The organism is Gudongella ferriphila (genome assembly GCF_046224405.1).
Taxonomy (GTDB): domain Bacteria; phylum Bacillota; class Clostridia; order Tissierellales; family Tissierellaceae; genus Gudongella.
Genome location: NZ_JBJXRK010000037.1, coordinates 1 through 18,341 on the forward strand (window position 1 = coordinate 1; position 18,341 = coordinate 18,341).

An 18,341-nucleotide genomic window follows, 5' to 3' on the forward strand; every position below is an offset into this window, starting at 1 on the left:
ATTAGGAATATAAGCAGAAGAGGTATTGGTTTTTTTGCTGACAATGGATTTTATCCAGATTTTATTATGTGGGTTAATACAGGAGCCAGCTACCATATGGTTTTTATAGAGCCTCATGGCATGATGAGAGAAAGTATCAACGGAGAAAAAGTAGTTTTGCATAAAAAAATAAAAGAATTCGAAGAACAACTTGGGCCTATTGATGGAATAAATCCTATATTAGAATCTTTTATTCTCTCCACAACTAAGTATTTAGATATGTCTGATAAAACAATAACTAAGGAAGGATGGAAAGACAACCATGTATTATTTATGGAATCAGAAGATTATATAAAAGAAATGTTTAGTATGATACTAGAATAAATAAGGATCCTAGATTCGACGTGTGAGACATCGAAATAGCCCTTAAAGCAAGTTGTAATAATGATTAAGCCAAAACCGATCTTTCACCCATTGGGTGAAAGAAAACAATAGCAGAAAGATACTATTTATACGTTTTTTGCCTTGCTCATTGGGTAAGAATATAGCAATAGAAACGCTGCGAAGGAGATGGCCTATGATTAATAAAATTGATTTTAATGCTAAGAATCTAACCTCAAATGCAGGACTTTTCCTTCTGCTAGAGAATGTAAAAAACAATGCCATTTTTGAGATGATTGAAAATAATCTCATCTTTGAGAGTGACTCTGTAAACAAAATCAAAATGAATCATATTAAGACCATGCTCTGTGGACATTTTATAGGTATAGATAAGCTAGAACGTTTGAAGCTCTTAAAAACCGATCCGCTCGTTCGTGAATTCGATATTTCTGTAAAAGAACCTGAAACAGTATCAAGGTTCTTGGGGAAATTCAACTTTAAGACAACACAAATGTTCAGAGAAATCAACTTCAAAGTATTCAAAAAACTACTGTCTAAAAGCAAACTGACATCCATCACTATTGATATTGATAGCAGTGTTATAAACGTAGAAGGCCATCAAGAAGGCGCTACCAAAGGATACAATCCTAAAAAGCTAGGCAACAGGTGCTACAATATCCAGTTTGCATTTTGCGACGAATTGAAAGCATTCGTCACTGGGTTTTTTAGAAGTGGCAATACTTACACTGCAAATGGTGCTGCTGAACTGATTAAAGAAATCGTAGCTACCCTGAAAAAAGACGACTTAGAAATTTTATTTCGAATGGATAGTGGTTACTTTGATGAAGAAATCATTGAAACAATCGAGTCTCTTGGATGCAAATACTTAATCAAAGCAAAAGCTTATTCAACACTTACATCTCAGGTGGCGGATTTATCCATTCCATTCGTTAAGGGTACAGAAGGTAGAGAAACTACAGAATTGTTTACGAAGTTAGATAAGTGGGAGAAAAAAAGAAGATTTGTAGTATCTCGCGTACTAAAACCAGAAAAAGAGAGAGCGCAATTATCACTTTTAGAAGGCTATGAGTACGAGTATTTTTTCTTTGTGACAAATACAAAATTGCTGTCAGAAGCGGTGGTTATCTCATATGAAAAGCGTGGGAACGCTGAAAATTATATCAAAGAAGCTAAATACGACATGGCAGTGGGTCAACTTCTGCTAAAATCATTTTGGGCAAATGAAGCAGTCTTTCAAATGATGATGTTATCATACAATCTGTTTCTGTTATTTAAGTTTGACTACCTTGCCGTGTCTGAATACAGACAGCAAATCAAAACATTCCGTCTGAAATACGTGTTTCTTGCTGCCAAAATTATTAAAACGGCTAGGTCTGTCATTATGAAACTGTCTGAAAAATTTCCTTATAAGGAAGTGTATGAAAAATGTTTATGTTGAGTTTTGAAAAGAATATCCTTAATATTTCAGGTCTAATGTTGCTTCAATAAGGGGCTTATTAAGCGCTTTCAAAATCAAGTGCTATAAGAGTATTAGAAATGATTTTGTTGAAAGGGGGTGCATGAAATGTTAAAATGTAGAAGCAACTACTTGAATTCTTCGTAGGTTCATCGGAAATATCGATGTTTAATGGTTTTCGTAAAGCGACGTAGAATTTAGGGAGTAAGACAGCATATTTATGCTGAGCAGGCTACTTAAGTATCAGTGAAGGAGGCTTCAAAATGAAAGGTTTTGCAATGAAGAGAATCGGTGAAGTTGGTTGGGTTGAGAAAGATGCTCCAAAATGCGGGCCCTTGGATGCCATTTGCCGTCCAATTGCATTGGCTCCTTGCACATCTGATATACACACTGTATATGAAGGTGCACTTGGGGAGAGGGAAGACATGATACTTGGGCACGAAGCTGTTGGAGAGATAGTTGAAGTTGGTGAGTTGGTCAATGACTTTAAAGTTGGTGATAAGGTCTTAGTACCGGCAATCACTCCTGATTGGGGGGCGCTGGAATCCCAAAGAGGATTTGCCATGCACTCAGGGGGAATGCTTTCAGGATGGAAATTCTCAAATTTCAAAGATGGAGTTTTTGGAGAACTATTCCACGTTAACGAAGCAGATGCAAACCTGGCCCTATTGCCAGAAGGTATGGACCCAGCAACGGGAACAATGCTTAGTGATATGGTTCCAACAGGTTTTCATGGTGCAGAGATGGCTGAAGTAACTTATGGAGAAGATGTATTGGTAGTTGGAATTGGTCCTGTGGGATTGATGGCGGTTGCAGGATCTGCTTTGAAGGGGGCAGCTAGAATATTAGCTGTGGGCACAAGACCTAACTGCATTGAAGTTGCAAAAGAGTACGGTGCCACAGACATAATCAGCTACAAGGAAGGTCCAATAGAAGAGCAGGTTATGTCACTTACAAGGGGTAAGGGTGTTGACAAGGTTATTCTTGCAGGAGGAGGCTTGGAAACATTCAAAACCGGTGTAAAAGTCATAAAACCTGGAGGGATAATCTCAAACATAAATTACCTGGGTAGTGGTGAGAATATTGAAATACCAAGAGTTGAATGGGGAGTTGGTATGGGCCACATTAAAATAGTGGGTGGATTGATGCCAGCAGGTAGAATGAGAACTGAAAGACTAGCTAACTTGATCATGGCTGGCCGTTTGGATCCATCAAAACTGCTTACCCACAGATTTGAGGGCATGGAGAGTTTGGATAAAGCCTTAGATCTTATGCATAGGAAGCCAGTTGACTTGATCAAGCCAGTTATTACTATCAAGTATTAAACAAGCGGGGACGGTTCTTTTTGTTTAAAACAAAAAGAACCGTCCCCGACGTTTTGGGTAGGATTTAAAGATTTATTTTAATATCTAACATATGAGGACATTGTAACTTAGGTGAAACACTGAGCTAATTTTTGATCAAAGTTTCACCGAATATATGACATCTGGTAAATACTGAAGATGGGATAGATTTTTATGATTGAACCTTATAGTTATCAAAGGAACTAATTAATGCTCCCTTTTCTCTTCAATAACTGGCTCTTGCCACTCCATATAAGTCTCTAAATTGGTTCTTAATAGATTCAATTCGGAGACTTTGTTTTTTTGCTTTCTATATTTTTCAGCTTCTACATTTTTTTCGTATTTCAATTTTTGAAGTTCGTTTTTTATTAGAGAAATATCCTCAAGTTCAGATAATTCAAAGGAATCTCCTAATGCATTCTTAGCAGCTTCAAATAATATAATCTTATCAGTATTTGCTCTATAAAACTCTCCCTTATCACTAGAGTTTTGATAATCTTCATAAAGCTCATAGTAATTTTTATAAGTTTGTAAATCCTTACCCCTTTTAGCAAGTTGATTTACCTTGTTTTCTATATCCTTTATCTTCCGGGATTGTAAAGTTAAATCCATATTTTGTTCTTTTGAGGATTTATATAAATCATCAACAGTGACTATATTTAATTCATTCATTACTCTTAAAGTTTTAGCAATATTCTTAAGATTGTGCTGTTTAGCCCATATCTCATAACCCTTAATAATTTTAGCCTTTTCATTATTTTTTATATCAATAATCTTTTCAACAGACAATTCTTTAGAGTACTTGTAAGCTCGTTGTTTTTGTCTATTGTTAATTCTTTCTTTAATTTTTTCTTCTGTATAGTAATCACCAATGGTCTTGGATCTTGTAAATCTAGTTTGGTCTTTTGCTCTGAAAGAAATATATTTTCCTTCTTTTATTTCATATCCCATTTGTTGCATAATCCTTAGAAAGTCTTCCCAATCATTTGCACGTTTAACTGCATTGTCAACAGCATATTTAAGCTGGGATTTCCATGATGTGCCTTTCTTTGTTTCCTGTAATTCCTTGTATGATTTTCCTTTTATTTTAGACTCTCCATCTATTACATGGAGATTATATTCAAGACAAAGATTATCACTAGCTTCACGAATTTTTCTGTATGTTCTTTTATTTGAAATATAAGCTTTTCCATCTTCATAACTCAAATTATTCCAAAGAATATGATTATGAATATGCCCCTTATCTACATGAGTGCTTATAACAAATTCATATTTATTATTTAATATTTCTTCAGCCAATTTGAGTCCTATTTCATGAGCTACTTCTGGTGTAATATCATCTTCAGGATCAAAAGATTGAATAAGATGCCTTGCTAAATTTTTGACTGTACTATTCCAGGAATTTTTGGTGTTTTCAAATTCTAAGTATGCTGTTTGATGCCCACAAGCATATGAGGATATTAATATTTCATGGTCTGTTTTATCTGCATTCATAATATAATCTAATGCAGATTTTAAGGTAGACTTGATAGGATGGATTTTTGTAACTGCCATATCTCATTCATCATCTCCTTTATCTCATCTATATCTTCTTTATAAATTGAATTAGTAGAATTTACTCTCTTTGCGATTTGATTTATATTAGAAGAGCATCTACTTAATAGAGGCCCAGCTTCTCTTAATGGAGCATTATCTATATTAAAAATTTGTCCGTCAATCATCATCTTTCGTGCATAGGCACCAAAATTTGACATACCAGCAGCTTTCATTTTGGCATCAATTAAGTCTTTTTCTTCATCACTTGCATAGAATTTCATTTGATTTTTTCTTTCCCTATTTGCCAATATGTGCTCTCCTTTCATTTTCTTTATTAGAGGGGTTTGGGGAGACTTCACCAACAAGCAATCAACATTTTTCAGTAGTAGGAAAATGAGAGATTTTCGGAAGTTGGTACTCACTTCCTGTGCTTGCTACTATTCTTTTTCTTAGTTCTTATTCGTTTATAATAGCTATCTTATGAAAGAAGCTAGCTAATGCTAGTATTTGAGATTAAAACCAATACCAAAGAAAACCTGTTAATTTGCCACTAATTCTTGCAAAGAACAATTGTATAGAATCAAATAACAGGAAGGTCGTAGCAATTACAAATAATAATCCGAGTCCATAAATAAATTCAGAATCCCCTTGCATAATAGATCCAATTATACCTATTAGAATAAACAGATTTAATAAAGATAAGGCAACCTTACCTATGATACCAACTGCTCCTAATAGTAGTGAACTTAAGAATGAAATTAGGAGTAGTGGAAGCAAGAATATTTTTAGAATCATTAAAAGAAAATTCCCTATTAGTTTCATTTTGATCCCTCCAGTACTTAGTATAATTATAGACATTATAATGTCTGTTGTCAACAGATAATAGACAAATCATTGTCCATAATATATAATATTATAAACAAAGTTTTCTAGAAGAGGTGAAATAAATTGAAAACAGATCGCCGACTTGAATTGTTAATGATGCTTTTTCAAGCTGATTGGTTATCCGCAGATGAATTAGCAAAAGAATTCAATGTTACACCTAAAACCATTGCAAGAGATGTACAATATTTAAATGACATGGGGATTCCTATTCATAGTAAAAGGGGAGTCAGTGGAGGGTATAAAGTTGATGATGAATTTAAAAATAAAAACAAGAAAACATCATTAAAAAGTCAGGAAGAAATCCTAAAGAAAGTAATTGGAACTGATACAGTATCTGAAGAACAAGTAGAATATATGGTTAATACAGTGGAAAAGTCTTTATTAGAATCATCTAAAGGATGGTTATCATTTGAGTTTAAAGATGGTAGAACTAATCAGATAATAGAAGAATTACATTCTGCAATTTTGAATGAAAGGGAAATCCAAATTCTATTAAAGGGATATGAAGAAGTAGTAGGGATACCAGAGAAAGTTGTAGTTAATGATGCTGGTATTTCTTTAAAAATAAATTCAAGGGACATTAAGGTTTTAGATATAGAGCAAATTAGGTAGTCTAATTTTAATAATAACCAGGAGAATAGTTTATTGACATTGCAAGTGGGACAGCTTTAGGTGTGATGGGCTGTCTTTTTTATTATAGCCTAATCATAAATAAAAGATGGTAGTTACGGATTAATATTAGTAGGAATTTGAAGTAGATCTGATTAAAACATATTAAAAGAAAGTAAAAGGTTAGGAGGAATAATTTGTATATTTCTGAATTATCACTAGAAAATTTTAGGATATTTAAAGATGAAAAATCAATATATTTTAATGATGGGACTAATATAATAATAGGCCATAACAATGTAGGTAAAACTTCTATTATTAAAGCTTTGGAATTAATATTTGGTGATGGCAAATCGAAAAGTTTGAGTATAGATGATTTTAACAAAAAGATTAGTATTGAAGAATTAAAAAAAGCCCCTCCCAAAATTACTATAACAGCAAAACTAACTGAATCTAATGATGAAGAAGAATATTCGGAGGATTTAATTACAGTTTCTACTTGGCTTACAAAATTAGAGCAACCTTATGAAGCTTTAATAACCTATGAGTTTTTTCTTCCTGAAAAAGAAGAAAAGGATTACAAGAAAATTATTAATAATATTGACAGTGATGATGTATATGATTATTGGCGTGAAATAGAATATAATTTTATAAAAAAATACATATATAAAATTTACATAGGAAATCCAGAACATAAAACTATAGTTGAACCAGAAACTATAAAAAAATTTGATTTTCAGTTTCTAACTGCAATACGGGATGTAGAAAGAGACTTATTTACAGGTAAAAATTCTTTGTTAAAAGAGGTTATTGATTTTTTTATTGATTATGAAATTAAGATAGACACTAATATGGAAAAAAGTAAAAAAATAGAGGAAATCCAAAGTAGAAAAAGGAATTTTACAAAGGATGCTGATAAATTAATTAAGTCTTTACAAGAAAGAATGAAGTTAGGTAAAAAATATATGCTAAAATATGCTGAAGAAACGGGAGCAGCATTTGATAACCTACATCCAGCGTTTGAGGGTAGGATACTTGACACAGAACTATATTCAGCATTGAAATTAATTGTTGAAGATGAAACAGGATTTAAAGTTCCGGTTAATCAAAATGGGCTAGGTTATAATAATTTAATATACATATCTCTTTTACTAGCAAAGATGCAAAAGGATTCATCTGGAGAATATCTAGGCAGTAATGCAAAGAGTTTTTCAATTTTAGCAATTGAAGAACCAGAGGCTCATCTACATCCAAATATGCAATACAAGTTTTTAAAGTTTTTAAAGAAAAATCAAGAAAATCAAGTAAGACAAATTTTTATTACATCCCATTCCCCTAATATAACGGCAGCTGTTGAATTAGATGATTTGATAGTTTTATGTAAGGATAAAGATGAGATAAACATTGCATATCCTGGAAAAGTATTTACCGATAGTGAAGAAGATATTATTTCAAAGAATTATGTTCAAAGATTTTTAGATGTTACAAAATCAGATATGCTTTTTGCTAAAAACATAATCTTTGTAGAAGGAATTTCTGAACAATTACTTATACCTGAGTTTGCAAGGATGATTGACAAAGATCTTGTAGATTCTCACACATCTATTATAAATTTAGGTGGGAGGTATTTTGAGCATTTTTTAAAACTATTTGATACAGCCAATAGTAATTATGCAATTAAGAAAAAGATAGCATGCATAACAGATGTAGATCCAGTAAAGAAGAAAAAGGGAGGAAAATATTGGGAAAAATGTTTACCTCTTGAATTTAACAGTGATGAAGAATATGAATACAAGGAATGTTCTAATAAAATTGTGGATAAGTATTTGGATTATAAAGATGAGGACTATATTAGAGTTTATTCTCAAGAACAAGGAGTTAGCAATACGTTTGAATATGATATTATTTTAAACAATCCAACAACTAAACAATTAATAACCACATCAGTAGAAAACTCTAAAGAAATTAAAGATTTAATGGAAGCGATTCAAGACGGAAAAGGTGTTTATAGCTTTTTGGAAATAATAAGAAAAGGGAGATTCAAGAAATTAGTTTCTTTACAAATTGACCAGGGGTATTTTGACAACAAAGAAAATATAATTCATATAGTTGCATCAAGATATTTATTATCAATTAAAAAAGGAGCTGTTGCACAGGAGTTGGCTTATGTTATTTCTGAAAACTATATAAGAAAATGTAGAGGTGAATCTTGCTTTGATTTCAATATTCCAACTTATATAAGTGAGGCGATAAAATGGATTTATCAAGAACAGTAGTATTAGAAAGTAGTAATGAACTAATAAATAATATTGAAACCCATTTTAAGCTTTATGCGGGTCCAGGATCGGGAAAAACTAGATTTATAGTTAATCATATAAAAAATGTTATTACAAATTCTAATCGTTTAAAAGATGGTAGAAAGATTGCATGCATTACTTATACCAATATAGGAGTAGATACCATTAATAAAAGATTATCAAATGCGGTTAACGAAGTTGAGGTAAGTACCATTCATAGTTTTCTTTATAAACATGTTGTGAAACCGTATTTGTGGGTTATTAATGATGAATATTCCATACCTCTGCCAGAGGTTGATGGTCATGATGAAATAATGCCAAGATTCAGTCTTATGAAAGAGTGGTTAGAACGTACAGGTCAACAATATGTTAGAGACTTTGATAAATTAAAGAAAGAGTTAGTTACTTTGAGATGGGTAGTTGAAGATGAAGAAATTCTTTTAAGGTTTAAGTATCCAAGTAAATTGATGATAAGTAATGATTCTTTAATAGAATATAAGAAAGTATGTTGGGAAAAAGCTCTAATATCACATGATGATATTTTATATTTAAGTTATAAGATACTGTTAGGGAATAGCCGTATTTTGGAAATATTGCGAGCGAAATTTCCATATATATTTGTTGACGAATTTCAAGATACAAGTCCAATCCAATCGAAAATTCTGAAGATGATTGCTAATAAAGAAACAGTAATTGGTGTAATTGGTGATTATGGACAAGCTATATTTTCTTTTCAAGGATCAGATGTACAAGAATTTATTAATTTTGATTTAGAAGCTGCAAATTTATATAAACTTGAAAATAATCATAGAAGTACAGAGGAAATTATTAAAATTTTAAATCATGTAAGGAATGATGTAGAATTTAAGCAAATTAGTCCAAGTGGTAAAACAGGAAAAGTTCCGTGTATACTTGTAGGAAATTTTCTGGATGCATATTATGAAGCCGTTAGATTATCTAAAGATAAAAAGCTTTACACATTATCATATAGAAATGATGTGTCCAATGCAATGAAACTGAAATATGAGTTCTTTTTCGATTCAGAAGATATTAATGAGCCTATATTTAGAGATAGTAACGACGATAGGGGATGGATAATAACATATACAATAATTGCCATAGAGCATTGTATTCAAGGCAAAATAAAAGATGCATTAAAATATATGAAAAAAGCTTATAGAAAAATAAATAATTTTGGAGATAAAGAAATTTTGACAAATTTAAAGAGACTTGTAAATGAATATGATAATTATAGAGAAGGTACAATTAAGTATTTTTATAATAACTATATAGCAGGTCACAATGGTATAAAACACAAAATAACAAGTGGTAAGATTAATGAATATTATAGTCATTTAAAATATGAAAAAATTGCAATTAGCGTAAAATTAAATGATGATGATAGTTTACATAGGACAATACATAAATGTAAAGGGGGTGAATTTAAAAGTGTATTAGTAATTATTCCATCAGGAAAATTTGATTTTGATGAGGAAAAAAATTTGCAATTTTTATTAAACCCAAATCTAAATAAAGAGGAGAATAGAGTTTATTATGTTGCTCTAAGTAGAGCTATGGAGAACCTATTTATAAATGTGCCCAAATTATCTGAACAAAACAAATACAAATTAGAAAAAGTAGGGTTTGATGTAATTTATATAAAAAATAATTAGAAAAATCCAATTAAAAAACTAACGTTATTTGATAATGCTCATGTTTTGGAGTGCCAATTGTTACCAGTAAGTATTTATTAATAAGTAGTTACTGGTAACATACCTTATTGGATTTTTATTTTAACCCCTTACTCTAGTGAAATATTTTAAAACTGAATTTAACGTCCATCCGATTGTTAATAGAATTTAAATATCACTATGAAAAGAACTATCCATATTCTTAGGATCTTTTCCATCAATTTCTACAAAAAACTTCCTATTAGCCAGATCCCCTTTTCTTATGGGTAGTCCCATTCTATGCATTTCATTTAATTTAAAAATCATGAGATTTACATTAACATTGAAAGTTGATGCGAGTTGGTCATAGGTATAGCCTTCATAGATAAACTCAATTATTTCACCTTCATCTAATAGAAGATGTGCAGCAAAAATATTAGCTTCTAGTTCCATAGCTGAATTAATATTAAATAATTGATATTCAATTAGAGCACCATTAGATGCATACTTTCGATGATATAAATCATGGCCTAGCTCGTGTCCTAATACCATTCTTAATAGGTTTTCGTCTACATAAGGATTATAAAAAACAAATCTATTTCTTTTAATGACCTTATACATCCCTAATAGTTTTGTGTTCTGATTGAAAGCAACAAAATTAACCCCTCTATTTTCAAGAATGGTTTTAGGATCTCTAGTGCCATGTTGTCGATAAAGTTTCACTGTGTCTTTATAAATTTCATCGTAGGAAACAGCCATATTTATCACTCTCCTTGATTACATATCGTCCTTTCGATATTTCTTAGGAGTGTATTTTTTATTTTCTGTCTTAGCCATATAATAAGCTTCTTGGATAGCATCCAAAATAGCTTTCTTATCTTCTTCTGGTACTTCTCCTCCAGCCATTAGTCCAATTACTCCATCTACCATTTCTCGAGCATCATTAGCTCCCTTGGAACCATATAATTCCCTAGCGTTAAGAACAAAATCATCCTCATCTGTTACGAGATAATCATGTGTTGTATCTAAAACTTCAGCTAATTTATCATATATTTCTCTATATCGAGGATGTGATTCATTTGTTTCATATCGTGAGATGGTTTTTAAAGATACTCCTACCTGGTCGGCGAGTTCTTGTTGGGTTAAATTTTTTGCTTCTCTTAAATCCCGCAATTTTTTTCCGAAATTCATAAAAAGGCTCCTTTCTCTCATCTAATAGCATATCAAGTCACTTAATGACTTAAATAATAAAATGAGACTTGACTATGGACATTTAATGACTTATAATAAACACAAACGAATGTTCTTATGAAATAATTGTACACTCAATGTCTTAAAAAGTCAAGACGTTTAGACACTAAAAGAATAAGGGGAGATTTAGAATGTCAAGGGAAAAATTAACCTGTTGTATTCCGGAATGGGTATTACGGGAGGCAGTCTCCACAATAGATGGAGCCTCTGAAAAGAGTATGTCAAAATTTGTTTTGGGAGGAGATTAGATGAAAGGAACGGATATTAAAATAGGTGAACAAAGAAGAGGAGAAGAACATAATAAATTTTATCATAATACAAAACTCCTTCTGAAACTCTATAGAAATGTAGATTTCTTTATACAGGATAGGGTTCAGTCATTAGAAGAATATTTTTATGATTCAAACCGACATGATTTACAGGATATAGTATTAAGTGTCTTAGAAGTTGATCCCTTTGTAAATGTAGTAAAAATTGAAGAGTGTTTAATTGATACAAATGTAAGTATCCTATTATTAAATTTAATGGATTTAGCCTTAACTCGTCTTGAAAATTATCCAGATAAAGGTGAGATATATGCAGAATTACTTAAATTAAAATATTTTAATAGTGCTTATAAAACAAATGAACAAATTAGTGAGATGCTAAATATATCTCGGTCAACATATTATAGATATCAAAATCAGGCAGTAATAGTATATTCAAATATGCTCTTTGGATATGCAATACCAGAAATAAAAAAAGTACTAGAAGAATTTGAAAAATTACCAAGAGTAGCAGAAAGCATTAATCCGTATTTAGATACTTTATGATAATAAAGTGAGATTAAATTGAGACTTAAATAAGATTAAATGGGAATAGCTTTGGTACTGTAATGAGATTTCATCTAGTCTAGACTATATATAATGGCATAGGAATTTTTTGCTAAAAATGCTAAATATATAGAAAGGACTGGCAAGGCCACGGGAATTGAAACCTGTGGCTTTTTTTGTGCCCAAAATCAAGATGAAAACAATAAGAGCTCCTCCTTCCTCCTTAAATTTGAATGTAAATAACAAATTTAAGGAGGAAGTAAAAATGAAGGAAAGAAAATATTTAATTTTTATTGATGGTAAGGCTATATCTGTGAGTAAGGAGATTTACAAGACTTATTATAAGATGTATAGACGTGAAAGATACTTGGAAGAAAGAGATTTGAAACATGGTTTAATTAAATACAATAAGTTTGACAGAAAAGATGATAATTATGAAGACTGCATAAGGGATGATTCAATAGATGTTGAACAAATTGTAGAAACAAAGTTAATGATAGAAGAATTATATCGAGCACTAAGTTCTCTTAATGATGATGAAAGAGAATTGGTGCTCGATTTATTTTTTAGGGAAAAATCTCTAAGAGAAGCTGCAGAAGAAAGAGATATATCACATTCAATGATTGCCAAGAGAAGAGACTCAATTCTTAAGAAACTTAAAGAAATTTTAAAAAATATTTAGAAATAGGTTTACATTACCCCCTCAAAATCGGCTTACAAGTGAGGGGGTATTTTCCCTTGGAAAATGAACTTTGAAAATAGAATAGACCGAGCAGACACATTAATCTATATGCTTCCGTTCTTTTGTATTACATCACCATGAAAATGAAGTTATTTATTAAATAATTCAAATAGGATATTTTCTGGAATCGATAATAGAAGAGAAAAGTATGGAAACATTTGAAGAAAATATAGAGATAATGATACTTCCGTATAGTCACAGTCCGAGCGTTGAAGCGAATATAATTTCGTGAGCCGTCACAGGCAATGAGTACGGGGCACTCATAAGTATGAGACCGGGTGAAATTCCCATGGAGCGATATTCCAAATCGCCGTCTGTTATGTCAAAAAACTATTTTAAATCATAAGGGAGAGATGAAGATGAATGAATTAACTCAAACTGATTTTAAGGAAGTAGATTGGGATGAAGTATTAGATTATGAAGATATTCGTATTGATCCCTCTCTTCCGGTTGAGGATAAATTTAATCAGTTATGTCAAATGACTCCTTACCCATTTCACTTAAAGACCAACGGTTTTAAAGTGATTTTGAGTTTTAATGGTAAAGGAGAATCTATAGCTGAACAAGCAGAAAATTATGTTAGAAGCCTCGTGGAGCCAACAGTGTAAAATCAGTTTGCAATTAAAGACATTTTGATGTATACTATTGGCAAGAGGTAAGGTCATAGCAATTCCTTCTTTCTTGCTTGAAGAAAATAGGAGGAATGGATATGACTATGTATAATGCAGCCATATATCTTAGACTCTCTAAAGATGATGGCGAAGAAGGTAAGAGAGAAAGCAATAGTATTACTAATCAAAGAAATTTATTAAGGGCGTATGCAAAGGATCGTCTCGACTTGAAAATTGTTGATGAATACATCGATGATGGCTATAGTGGGGCGACTTTCGTGCGTCCTTCTTTCATTAAGATGATGGAAGATGTAAACAGTGCAAAGATAAATTGTATTATCGTAAAGGATTTATCTCGTTTTGGAAGAGATTACATCGAATCAGGTAAGTATATTCAAAAGGTATTTCCAGCAAAGAATATTAGATTTATAGCTGTTAATGACAATTATGATAGCATTACTGCGGATACAGCTGAATCACATTTAGTGTTACCTGTAAAGAACTTCGTTAATGATAGTTATTGTAGGGATATTTCTACCAAGGTTAAAAGCAGTCAACAAATTAAAAGAAAAAAAGGAGAATTTATCGGTGCTTTTGCAACCTATGGTTATAGGAAACATCCTGAAAAAAAGAATAGCCTTATTATTGATGAAAGAGCTGCTCAAGTAGTCAAGCTAATATTCAACTCAAAGCTAGAAGGATATTCTAATCAAGGGATAGCTACTAAACTAAATGAGCTAGGATATCTGTCACCACTTTCATATAAGCAAGATAACGGAAGTAATTTTATATCTGGATTTTCAAATGGCATAGATTCAAAGTGGAATGCAAAAAATGTGGGACGAATTTTAAAGAACAAAGTCTATATAGGCATATTGGAGCAAGGTAAGAGAGTTAAAATAAACTATAAAATAGATAAACGAATTAAAGCTAATGAATCTGATTGGATAGTTGTAGAAGATGCACATGAACCTATTATTTCTAAAGATGTGTTTGAAAGGGTTCAAGATATGTGTAATAGAGATTTGTATCTAGATGAAAAATCTGATAATCCTCACTTGTTCTCAGGAATGCTTTATTGTAAGGATTGTGGTTCAAGCTTAATTAGAAGAGTTAATAGATATAAAGGAAAGGAAACTGTATTTTATATTTGCTCTACCTATAATAAGAAAAAAGAATGTACTAGACATAGCATAAAGCAAGAAGATTTAGAAAAAGTGCTGGTTGATATATTAAATTACTACTTTGTATATACAACTAATCTTTATGAAAAGATTATAGAGCTTAAATTGCAGCAATTAGAAGAAGAGGATTTTTCTAGTCATGATGAAAAATTAATTAGGCTTGAGTTAAGTGCAAAGAAGTATCGAGCTTTAAAATCTGCATTATATGATGATTTAAAAGAAGGGATTATTGACGAAAATGAATTTGCTAGATTTAGAACTATCTATACTATAAAGACTCAAGATGCAGAAAACGCAATAAAGAAACAGGAAGAACTATTAGCAAAGGTAATAAAAAATATAAGAAATGCTGAATCCTATTTAAGAGAATTAGAAACTTTTAAAGAAATAAAGATTGTTACAAGAAATATCCTAATCTCAGCAGTTGACAAGATACTTGTTAGTGAAGATAAAGCTTTAGAAGTAGTTTTTCATGAACAAGAAGAACATGCTTATCTTGAAAAAATATTAGCTTCCTATAAAGAAAAAGTATTAAAGGAGGCAATATAAATGGCCAGAACAAGTAAAAGACATATTGAAGTAAAAAAACAAGTTGAATCAAAAAAGATAGAAAGAGTTTATATTGCTGGAGTCTATGCAAGACTTTCAAGAGATCATAAGTATGATGCTAATAGAGATTTATCAAATTCAATCAATGGGCAAATTGCTATTGCTGAAGATTATGTTGAAGATAATTCAGATATTACTATTACTGAAATTTACACCGACTATGAGTATTCAGGAACGAATTTTGAAAGACCTGCTTTTAAAGAGATGATGGGTGATATTCGATTAGGAAAAATTAATTGTATTATCGTAAAGGATTTGTCGAGGCTTGGAAGAGAGTATTTAGAAGTAGGAGATTATATTGAGACAGTATTTCCTTTTCTAGGAGTTCGTTTTATTTCAGCAAATGATAAGTTTGATACGGCAAAGGAAATGTCATCTGGCAAGCCCCTAGAGGTTATATTAAAGAATTTAATTAATGATATGTATGCTAAGGATATTTCTAATAAAATTAAATCTGCAAAGAGAATTCGCATGGAACAAGGTTTGTTTGTAGGTTCTGTTCCACCTTATGGATATAGAGTTATTAAAGTTGAAGGTGGGCAAAAATTAGAATTGGTGTCTGAAACTGCACAAATAGTAAAATTGATGTTTAAGTTAACATCAGAAGGGCTTACTGTAAAACAATTGACACAAGAGCTCAATCGAAGAGAATTTACACCACCGATGGTTCATTATAAAACAGGAAGGCTTTTTAGAAATGAGGAAGATCCTAAATGGACTTATGGAACTGTAGCTAAGATTCTAAGAAATGAAGTTTATAAAGGAGATATGGTTCAGGGAATAAAGTCTCAAAATCTTGCAAAAGGACAAAAACAAAAATTGGTTGATGAAAATGAATATATTGTTGTTCTTGATACCCATGAAGCGATTGTTGATAGAGATTTCTTCGATTCATTACAGAAGGAGAGAAAACAGAGAAAGGTAAATACAGGACTTATGGATGTGAGAACAGATTTCCCAATAAAAAAGGAGAAGAAGTATAGTAATCTTTTATATTGTGGTCACTGTGGAAGGCCAATCCCTCAGTTTTCTTACGTAATGAAAAGGCATGGTGGAATTGAAGATAGATACTATAAACTTGAATGCAAGAAAGATAATGGAGACGGAATTGAACCTTGTAGAAATCAGATCTATGAAGATGAATTAGATGAAGTAGTATTGAACTCTATTAATCATTTATTGGAGTATGCAAAATTAAATAAAGAGGATATTGAAACTGCAAATACACAATATTTTAAGACTCAATTCTACTATTATGAAAAGGAACTAATAAAATCAAATAGAGATTTCAATAATATGAAAGATGCATTCCGCTTATTATATGAGAGCTTTGTCAAAGGAAAGATAACAAAGAAAGAGTTTTTAGCTCTTAAAGAGGATAATAAAAACATCCAAAAGGATATATCTGAGAAACTTCATATTCTTGACTTAAAGAAGATAGCAATTAATGAAAACTATCAAACTTATCTAAAAGAATGGCAGAAACTTATTGATACTAGGAAGATTCAAAATCTTACAGAAGATGTTTTGGATAACTTCATTGAAAGGATTACATTAAGAAAAGATAGACAAGTGAAAATTGACTTCTTATGCAAGCCAGACTTTGAAGATTCGATGAGAAGGGAGGTTCAGAGATAATGAGAGTTGCAAAATATTTAAGATTATCCAATGAAGATTTGTTTAATAAAGATGAAAGCTCTAGTATCGTGAACCAAAGACTTCTTATTGATTCCTATATTCAAAGAAGTGAAGAACTTGTTGGATGTAAGACAGAAGAGTTTATAGATGATGGATTTACTGGAACTAATATGGAAAGGCCAGGTGTTGCAAGTTTATTAAGTGAAGTAAAATCTGGAAATATAAATTGTATAATAGTAAAGGACTTTTCAAGATTTACAAGAGACTATCTTGAGCTAGGCAGATACCTTGAAAAGATATTCCCTTTTATGAATGTTAGGTTCATCTCAGTCAATGATAACTATGATAGCAAGGATACAGTTGGAGGAATTGGCGAAATAGATAATTCATTTAAGGCACTCCTAAATGACTTTTACTCAAAAGATGTTTCAGAAAAGGTACTCTCAAACTATAGGATACAGACTAAGTTGGGCAGGGCTATCCTTTGGGCACCGCCTTATGGTTATATGAAAGATCCTAACAATAAGCATAAATTCTTAATTGATGAAGTAGCTGCAGAAACTGTAAGAAAGATTTATCAATTGGTTTTAGATGGTTTATCACTTCATAAAATAGCTAGAAAGCTTTCTGAAGATGGAGATATTACACCAGCTGAAAGAAAGAAGATGCTTACGAAAATGGATTACAGTTATATGCATAAAACAGGAGAAACTAAAAAACACAGATGGAGTATAAGTACACTAAGTCGCATTACTACTAATCGTGAATACCTTGGCTATTTAGTAAAGGGTGTTTCTACAAGAAAAGAGGTGGGCTCTAGAAAAAGAAGTTATGTAGATGAAGAAGACTGGATTGTAGTTGAAGACCATCATGAACCAATTATAAGCGAAGAAGTATTTGATAGAGTTCAGGAAATAAAAAAGACTAGACAGGGAACATATCCTAAAGGAAATGCTATTGAATCACCAATAAAGGGATTAGTTACCTGTAAATATTGTGGTCATACAATGCAGTTTTTAAAGTTGAGTAAACCTACAAAAGAGTATCATTATATTAATTGTAGATGGGGTAGACTCCATGCTTTAGATTGCAAAGAGCTTAATTATAATATGAAAGATATAGAGGATCTAGTATTAAAAAGCATTCAACATCAATTTAATTTAGGAGTTGAGCAAAGTAAATTACAATCAACCTATGAGGATGTTGCTAGGGAAAACAATGCTATACGTAGTGACAAGTTAAACAAACTGAGTAGAGACAATGAACAAATAAAAAAACTTAAGCGTGGTGATTATGAAAAGTATAAATTTAAAAAGC

At 31.4% G+C, this 18,341-nt stretch carries 17 protein-coding genes; 12 read left to right on the forward strand and 5 right to left on the reverse strand.

All coding sequences use genetic code 11. From position 1 onward, the window contains the following. The 3 genes from ACKVDP_RS12675 to ACKVDP_RS12685 form a co-directional block, all read left to right on the forward strand. The coding region (locus ACKVDP_RS12675; protein ID WP_409229255.1) for a hypothetical protein at positions 1-363 on the forward strand (363 nt) is incomplete at its 5' end. A 193-nt stretch (positions 364-556) separates the two neighbouring features. Continuing rightward, the gene (locus ACKVDP_RS12680) at positions 557-1,819 is read left to right on the forward strand and encodes an IS1380 family transposase (RefSeq protein ID WP_128425473.1); all 1,263 of its coding nucleotides are present in this window, start codon (positions 557-559) and stop codon (positions 1,817-1,819) included. Positions 1,820-2,100: 281 nt separating this feature from the next. Beyond that, complete coding sequence (locus tag ACKVDP_RS12685) at positions 2,101-3,162, forward strand: NAD(P)-dependent alcohol dehydrogenase (protein WP_409229256.1); 1,062 nt, start codon at positions 2,101-2,103, stop codon at positions 3,160-3,162. Positions 3,163-3,387: 225 nt separating this feature from the next. Here the strand turns inward: ACKVDP_RS12685 and ACKVDP_RS12690 are convergent, their stop codons facing one another. From ACKVDP_RS12690 to ACKVDP_RS12700, 3 genes are all read right to left on the reverse strand, one after another. Then, positions 3,388-4,734, reverse strand: a complete 1,347-nt coding sequence (locus tag ACKVDP_RS12690) for a relaxase/mobilization nuclease domain-containing protein (protein WP_409229257.1) — start codon at positions 4,732-4,734, stop codon at positions 3,388-3,390. Next, positions 4,695-5,024 (reverse strand): plasmid mobilization protein, encoded by a 330-nt coding sequence (locus ACKVDP_RS12695; RefSeq protein WP_409229258.1) that lies wholly within the window; start codon positions 5,022-5,024, stop codon positions 4,695-4,697. The genes ACKVDP_RS12690 and ACKVDP_RS12695 overlap by 40 nt, the downstream gene beginning before the upstream one ends. Positions 5,025-5,229: 205 nt before the next feature. Beyond that, positions 5,230-5,538, reverse strand: coding sequence for a hypothetical protein (locus ACKVDP_RS12700; protein WP_409229259.1), 309 nt, complete (start codon positions 5,536-5,538; stop codon positions 5,230-5,232). 126 nt (positions 5,539-5,664) lie between these two features. Between ACKVDP_RS12700 and ACKVDP_RS12705 the strand changes: the two genes are divergently transcribed. From ACKVDP_RS12705 to ACKVDP_RS12715, 3 genes are all read left to right on the forward strand, one after another. Beyond that, positions 5,665-6,213 carry a helix-turn-helix transcriptional regulator gene (locus ACKVDP_RS12705; protein WP_409229260.1) on the forward strand — a complete coding sequence of 183 codons (549 nt, stop codon included), beginning with the start codon at positions 5,665-5,667 and terminating at the stop codon, positions 6,211-6,213. Between the two features lie 194 nt (positions 6,214-6,407). Continuing rightward, positions 6,408-8,486 carry an ATP-dependent nuclease gene (locus ACKVDP_RS12710; RefSeq protein WP_409229261.1) on the forward strand — a complete coding sequence of 693 codons (2,079 nt, stop codon included), beginning with the start codon at positions 6,408-6,410 and terminating at the stop codon, positions 8,484-8,486. Further along, entirely contained in the window at positions 8,465-10,180 is a 1,716-nt protein-coding gene (locus ACKVDP_RS12715) for a UvrD-helicase domain-containing protein (protein WP_409229262.1), read from the forward strand. The genes ACKVDP_RS12710 and ACKVDP_RS12715 overlap by 22 nt, the downstream gene beginning before the upstream one ends. A 186-nt stretch (positions 10,181-10,366) precedes the next feature. Here the strand turns inward: ACKVDP_RS12715 and ACKVDP_RS12720 are convergent, their stop codons facing one another. Then, positions 10,367-10,936: an ImmA/IrrE family metallo-endopeptidase gene (locus ACKVDP_RS12720; protein WP_409229263.1), complete on the reverse strand. Its 570-nt coding sequence runs from the start codon at positions 10,934-10,936 to the stop codon at positions 10,367-10,369. An 18-nt stretch (positions 10,937-10,954) separates the two neighbouring features. After that, on the reverse strand, positions 10,955-11,368 hold the full coding sequence (locus ACKVDP_RS12725) for a helix-turn-helix domain-containing protein (RefSeq protein WP_409229264.1): 414 nt from the start codon (positions 11,366-11,368) through the stop codon (positions 10,955-10,957). Positions 11,369-11,676: 308 nt separating this feature from the next. Between ACKVDP_RS12725 and ACKVDP_RS12730 the strand changes: the two genes are divergently transcribed. The 6 genes from ACKVDP_RS12730 to ACKVDP_RS12755 form a co-directional block, all read left to right on the forward strand. After that, on the forward strand, positions 11,677-12,240 hold the full coding sequence (locus ACKVDP_RS12730) for a hypothetical protein (RefSeq protein WP_409229265.1): 564 nt from the start codon (positions 11,677-11,679) through the stop codon (positions 12,238-12,240). A 265-nt stretch (positions 12,241-12,505) separates the two neighbouring features. Further along, positions 12,506-12,922, forward strand: coding sequence for an RNA polymerase sigma factor (locus ACKVDP_RS12735; RefSeq protein ID WP_409229266.1), 417 nt, complete (start codon positions 12,506-12,508; stop codon positions 12,920-12,922). Positions 12,923-13,341: 419 nt separating this feature from the next. Then, positions 13,342-13,590, forward strand: a complete 249-nt coding sequence (locus ACKVDP_RS12740; RefSeq protein ID WP_409229267.1) for a DUF6870 family protein — start codon at positions 13,342-13,344, stop codon at positions 13,588-13,590. A gap of 101 nt (positions 13,591-13,691) precedes the next feature. Next, positions 13,692-15,326: a recombinase family protein gene (locus ACKVDP_RS12745; RefSeq protein ID WP_409229268.1), complete on the forward strand. Its 1,635-nt coding sequence runs from the start codon at positions 13,692-13,694 to the stop codon at positions 15,324-15,326. After that, a complete protein-coding gene (locus ACKVDP_RS12750) occupies positions 15,327-17,024 on the forward strand; it encodes a recombinase family protein (protein ID WP_409229269.1) in 1,698 nt (565 codons plus the stop codon). After that, positions 17,024-18,341, forward strand: a 1,318-nt coding sequence (locus tag ACKVDP_RS12755) for a recombinase family protein (RefSeq protein ID WP_409229270.1), incomplete at its 3' end; no start/stop codon positions are given. The genes ACKVDP_RS12750 and ACKVDP_RS12755, both read left to right, overlap by 1 nt.

What these genes read in the sequence shown, in the direction of transcription:
- ACKVDP_RS12680 (WP_128425473.1), top strand. Translation starts at nt 557, where the DNA reads ATGATTAATAAAATTGATTTTAATGCTAAGAATCTAACCTCAAATGCA.
- ACKVDP_RS12685 (WP_409229256.1), top strand. Translation starts at nt 2,101, where the DNA reads ATGAAAGGTTTTGCAATGAAGAGAATCGGTGAAGTTGGTTGGGTTGAG.
- ACKVDP_RS12690 (WP_409229257.1), bottom strand. Translation starts at nt 4,734, where the DNA reads ATGGCAGTTACAAAAATCCATCCTATCAAGTCTACCTTAAAATCTGCA.
- ACKVDP_RS12700 (WP_409229259.1), bottom strand. Translation starts at nt 5,538, where the DNA reads ATGAAACTAATAGGGAATTTTCTTTTAATGATTCTAAAAATATTCTTG.
- ACKVDP_RS12715 (WP_409229262.1), top strand. Translation starts at nt 8,465, where the DNA reads ATGGATTTATCAAGAACAGTAGTATTAGAAAGTAGTAATGAACTAATA.
- ACKVDP_RS12720 (WP_409229263.1), bottom strand. Translation starts at nt 10,936, where the DNA reads ATGGCTGTTTCCTACGATGAAATTTATAAAGACACAGTGAAACTTTAT.
- ACKVDP_RS12725 (WP_409229264.1), bottom strand. Translation starts at nt 11,368, where the DNA reads ATGAATTTCGGAAAAAAATTGCGGGATTTAAGAGAAGCAAAAAATTTA.
- ACKVDP_RS12730 (WP_409229265.1), top strand. Translation starts at nt 11,677, where the DNA reads ATGAAAGGAACGGATATTAAAATAGGTGAACAAAGAAGAGGAGAAGAA.
- ACKVDP_RS12735 (WP_409229266.1), top strand. Translation starts at nt 12,506, where the DNA reads ATGAAGGAAAGAAAATATTTAATTTTTATTGATGGTAAGGCTATATCT.
- ACKVDP_RS12740 (WP_409229267.1), top strand. Translation starts at nt 13,342, where the DNA reads ATGAATGAATTAACTCAAACTGATTTTAAGGAAGTAGATTGGGATGAA.
- ACKVDP_RS12745 (WP_409229268.1), top strand. Translation starts at nt 13,692, where the DNA reads ATGACTATGTATAATGCAGCCATATATCTTAGACTCTCTAAAGATGAT.
- ACKVDP_RS12750 (WP_409229269.1), top strand. Translation starts at nt 15,327, where the DNA reads ATGGCCAGAACAAGTAAAAGACATATTGAAGTAAAAAAACAAGTTGAA.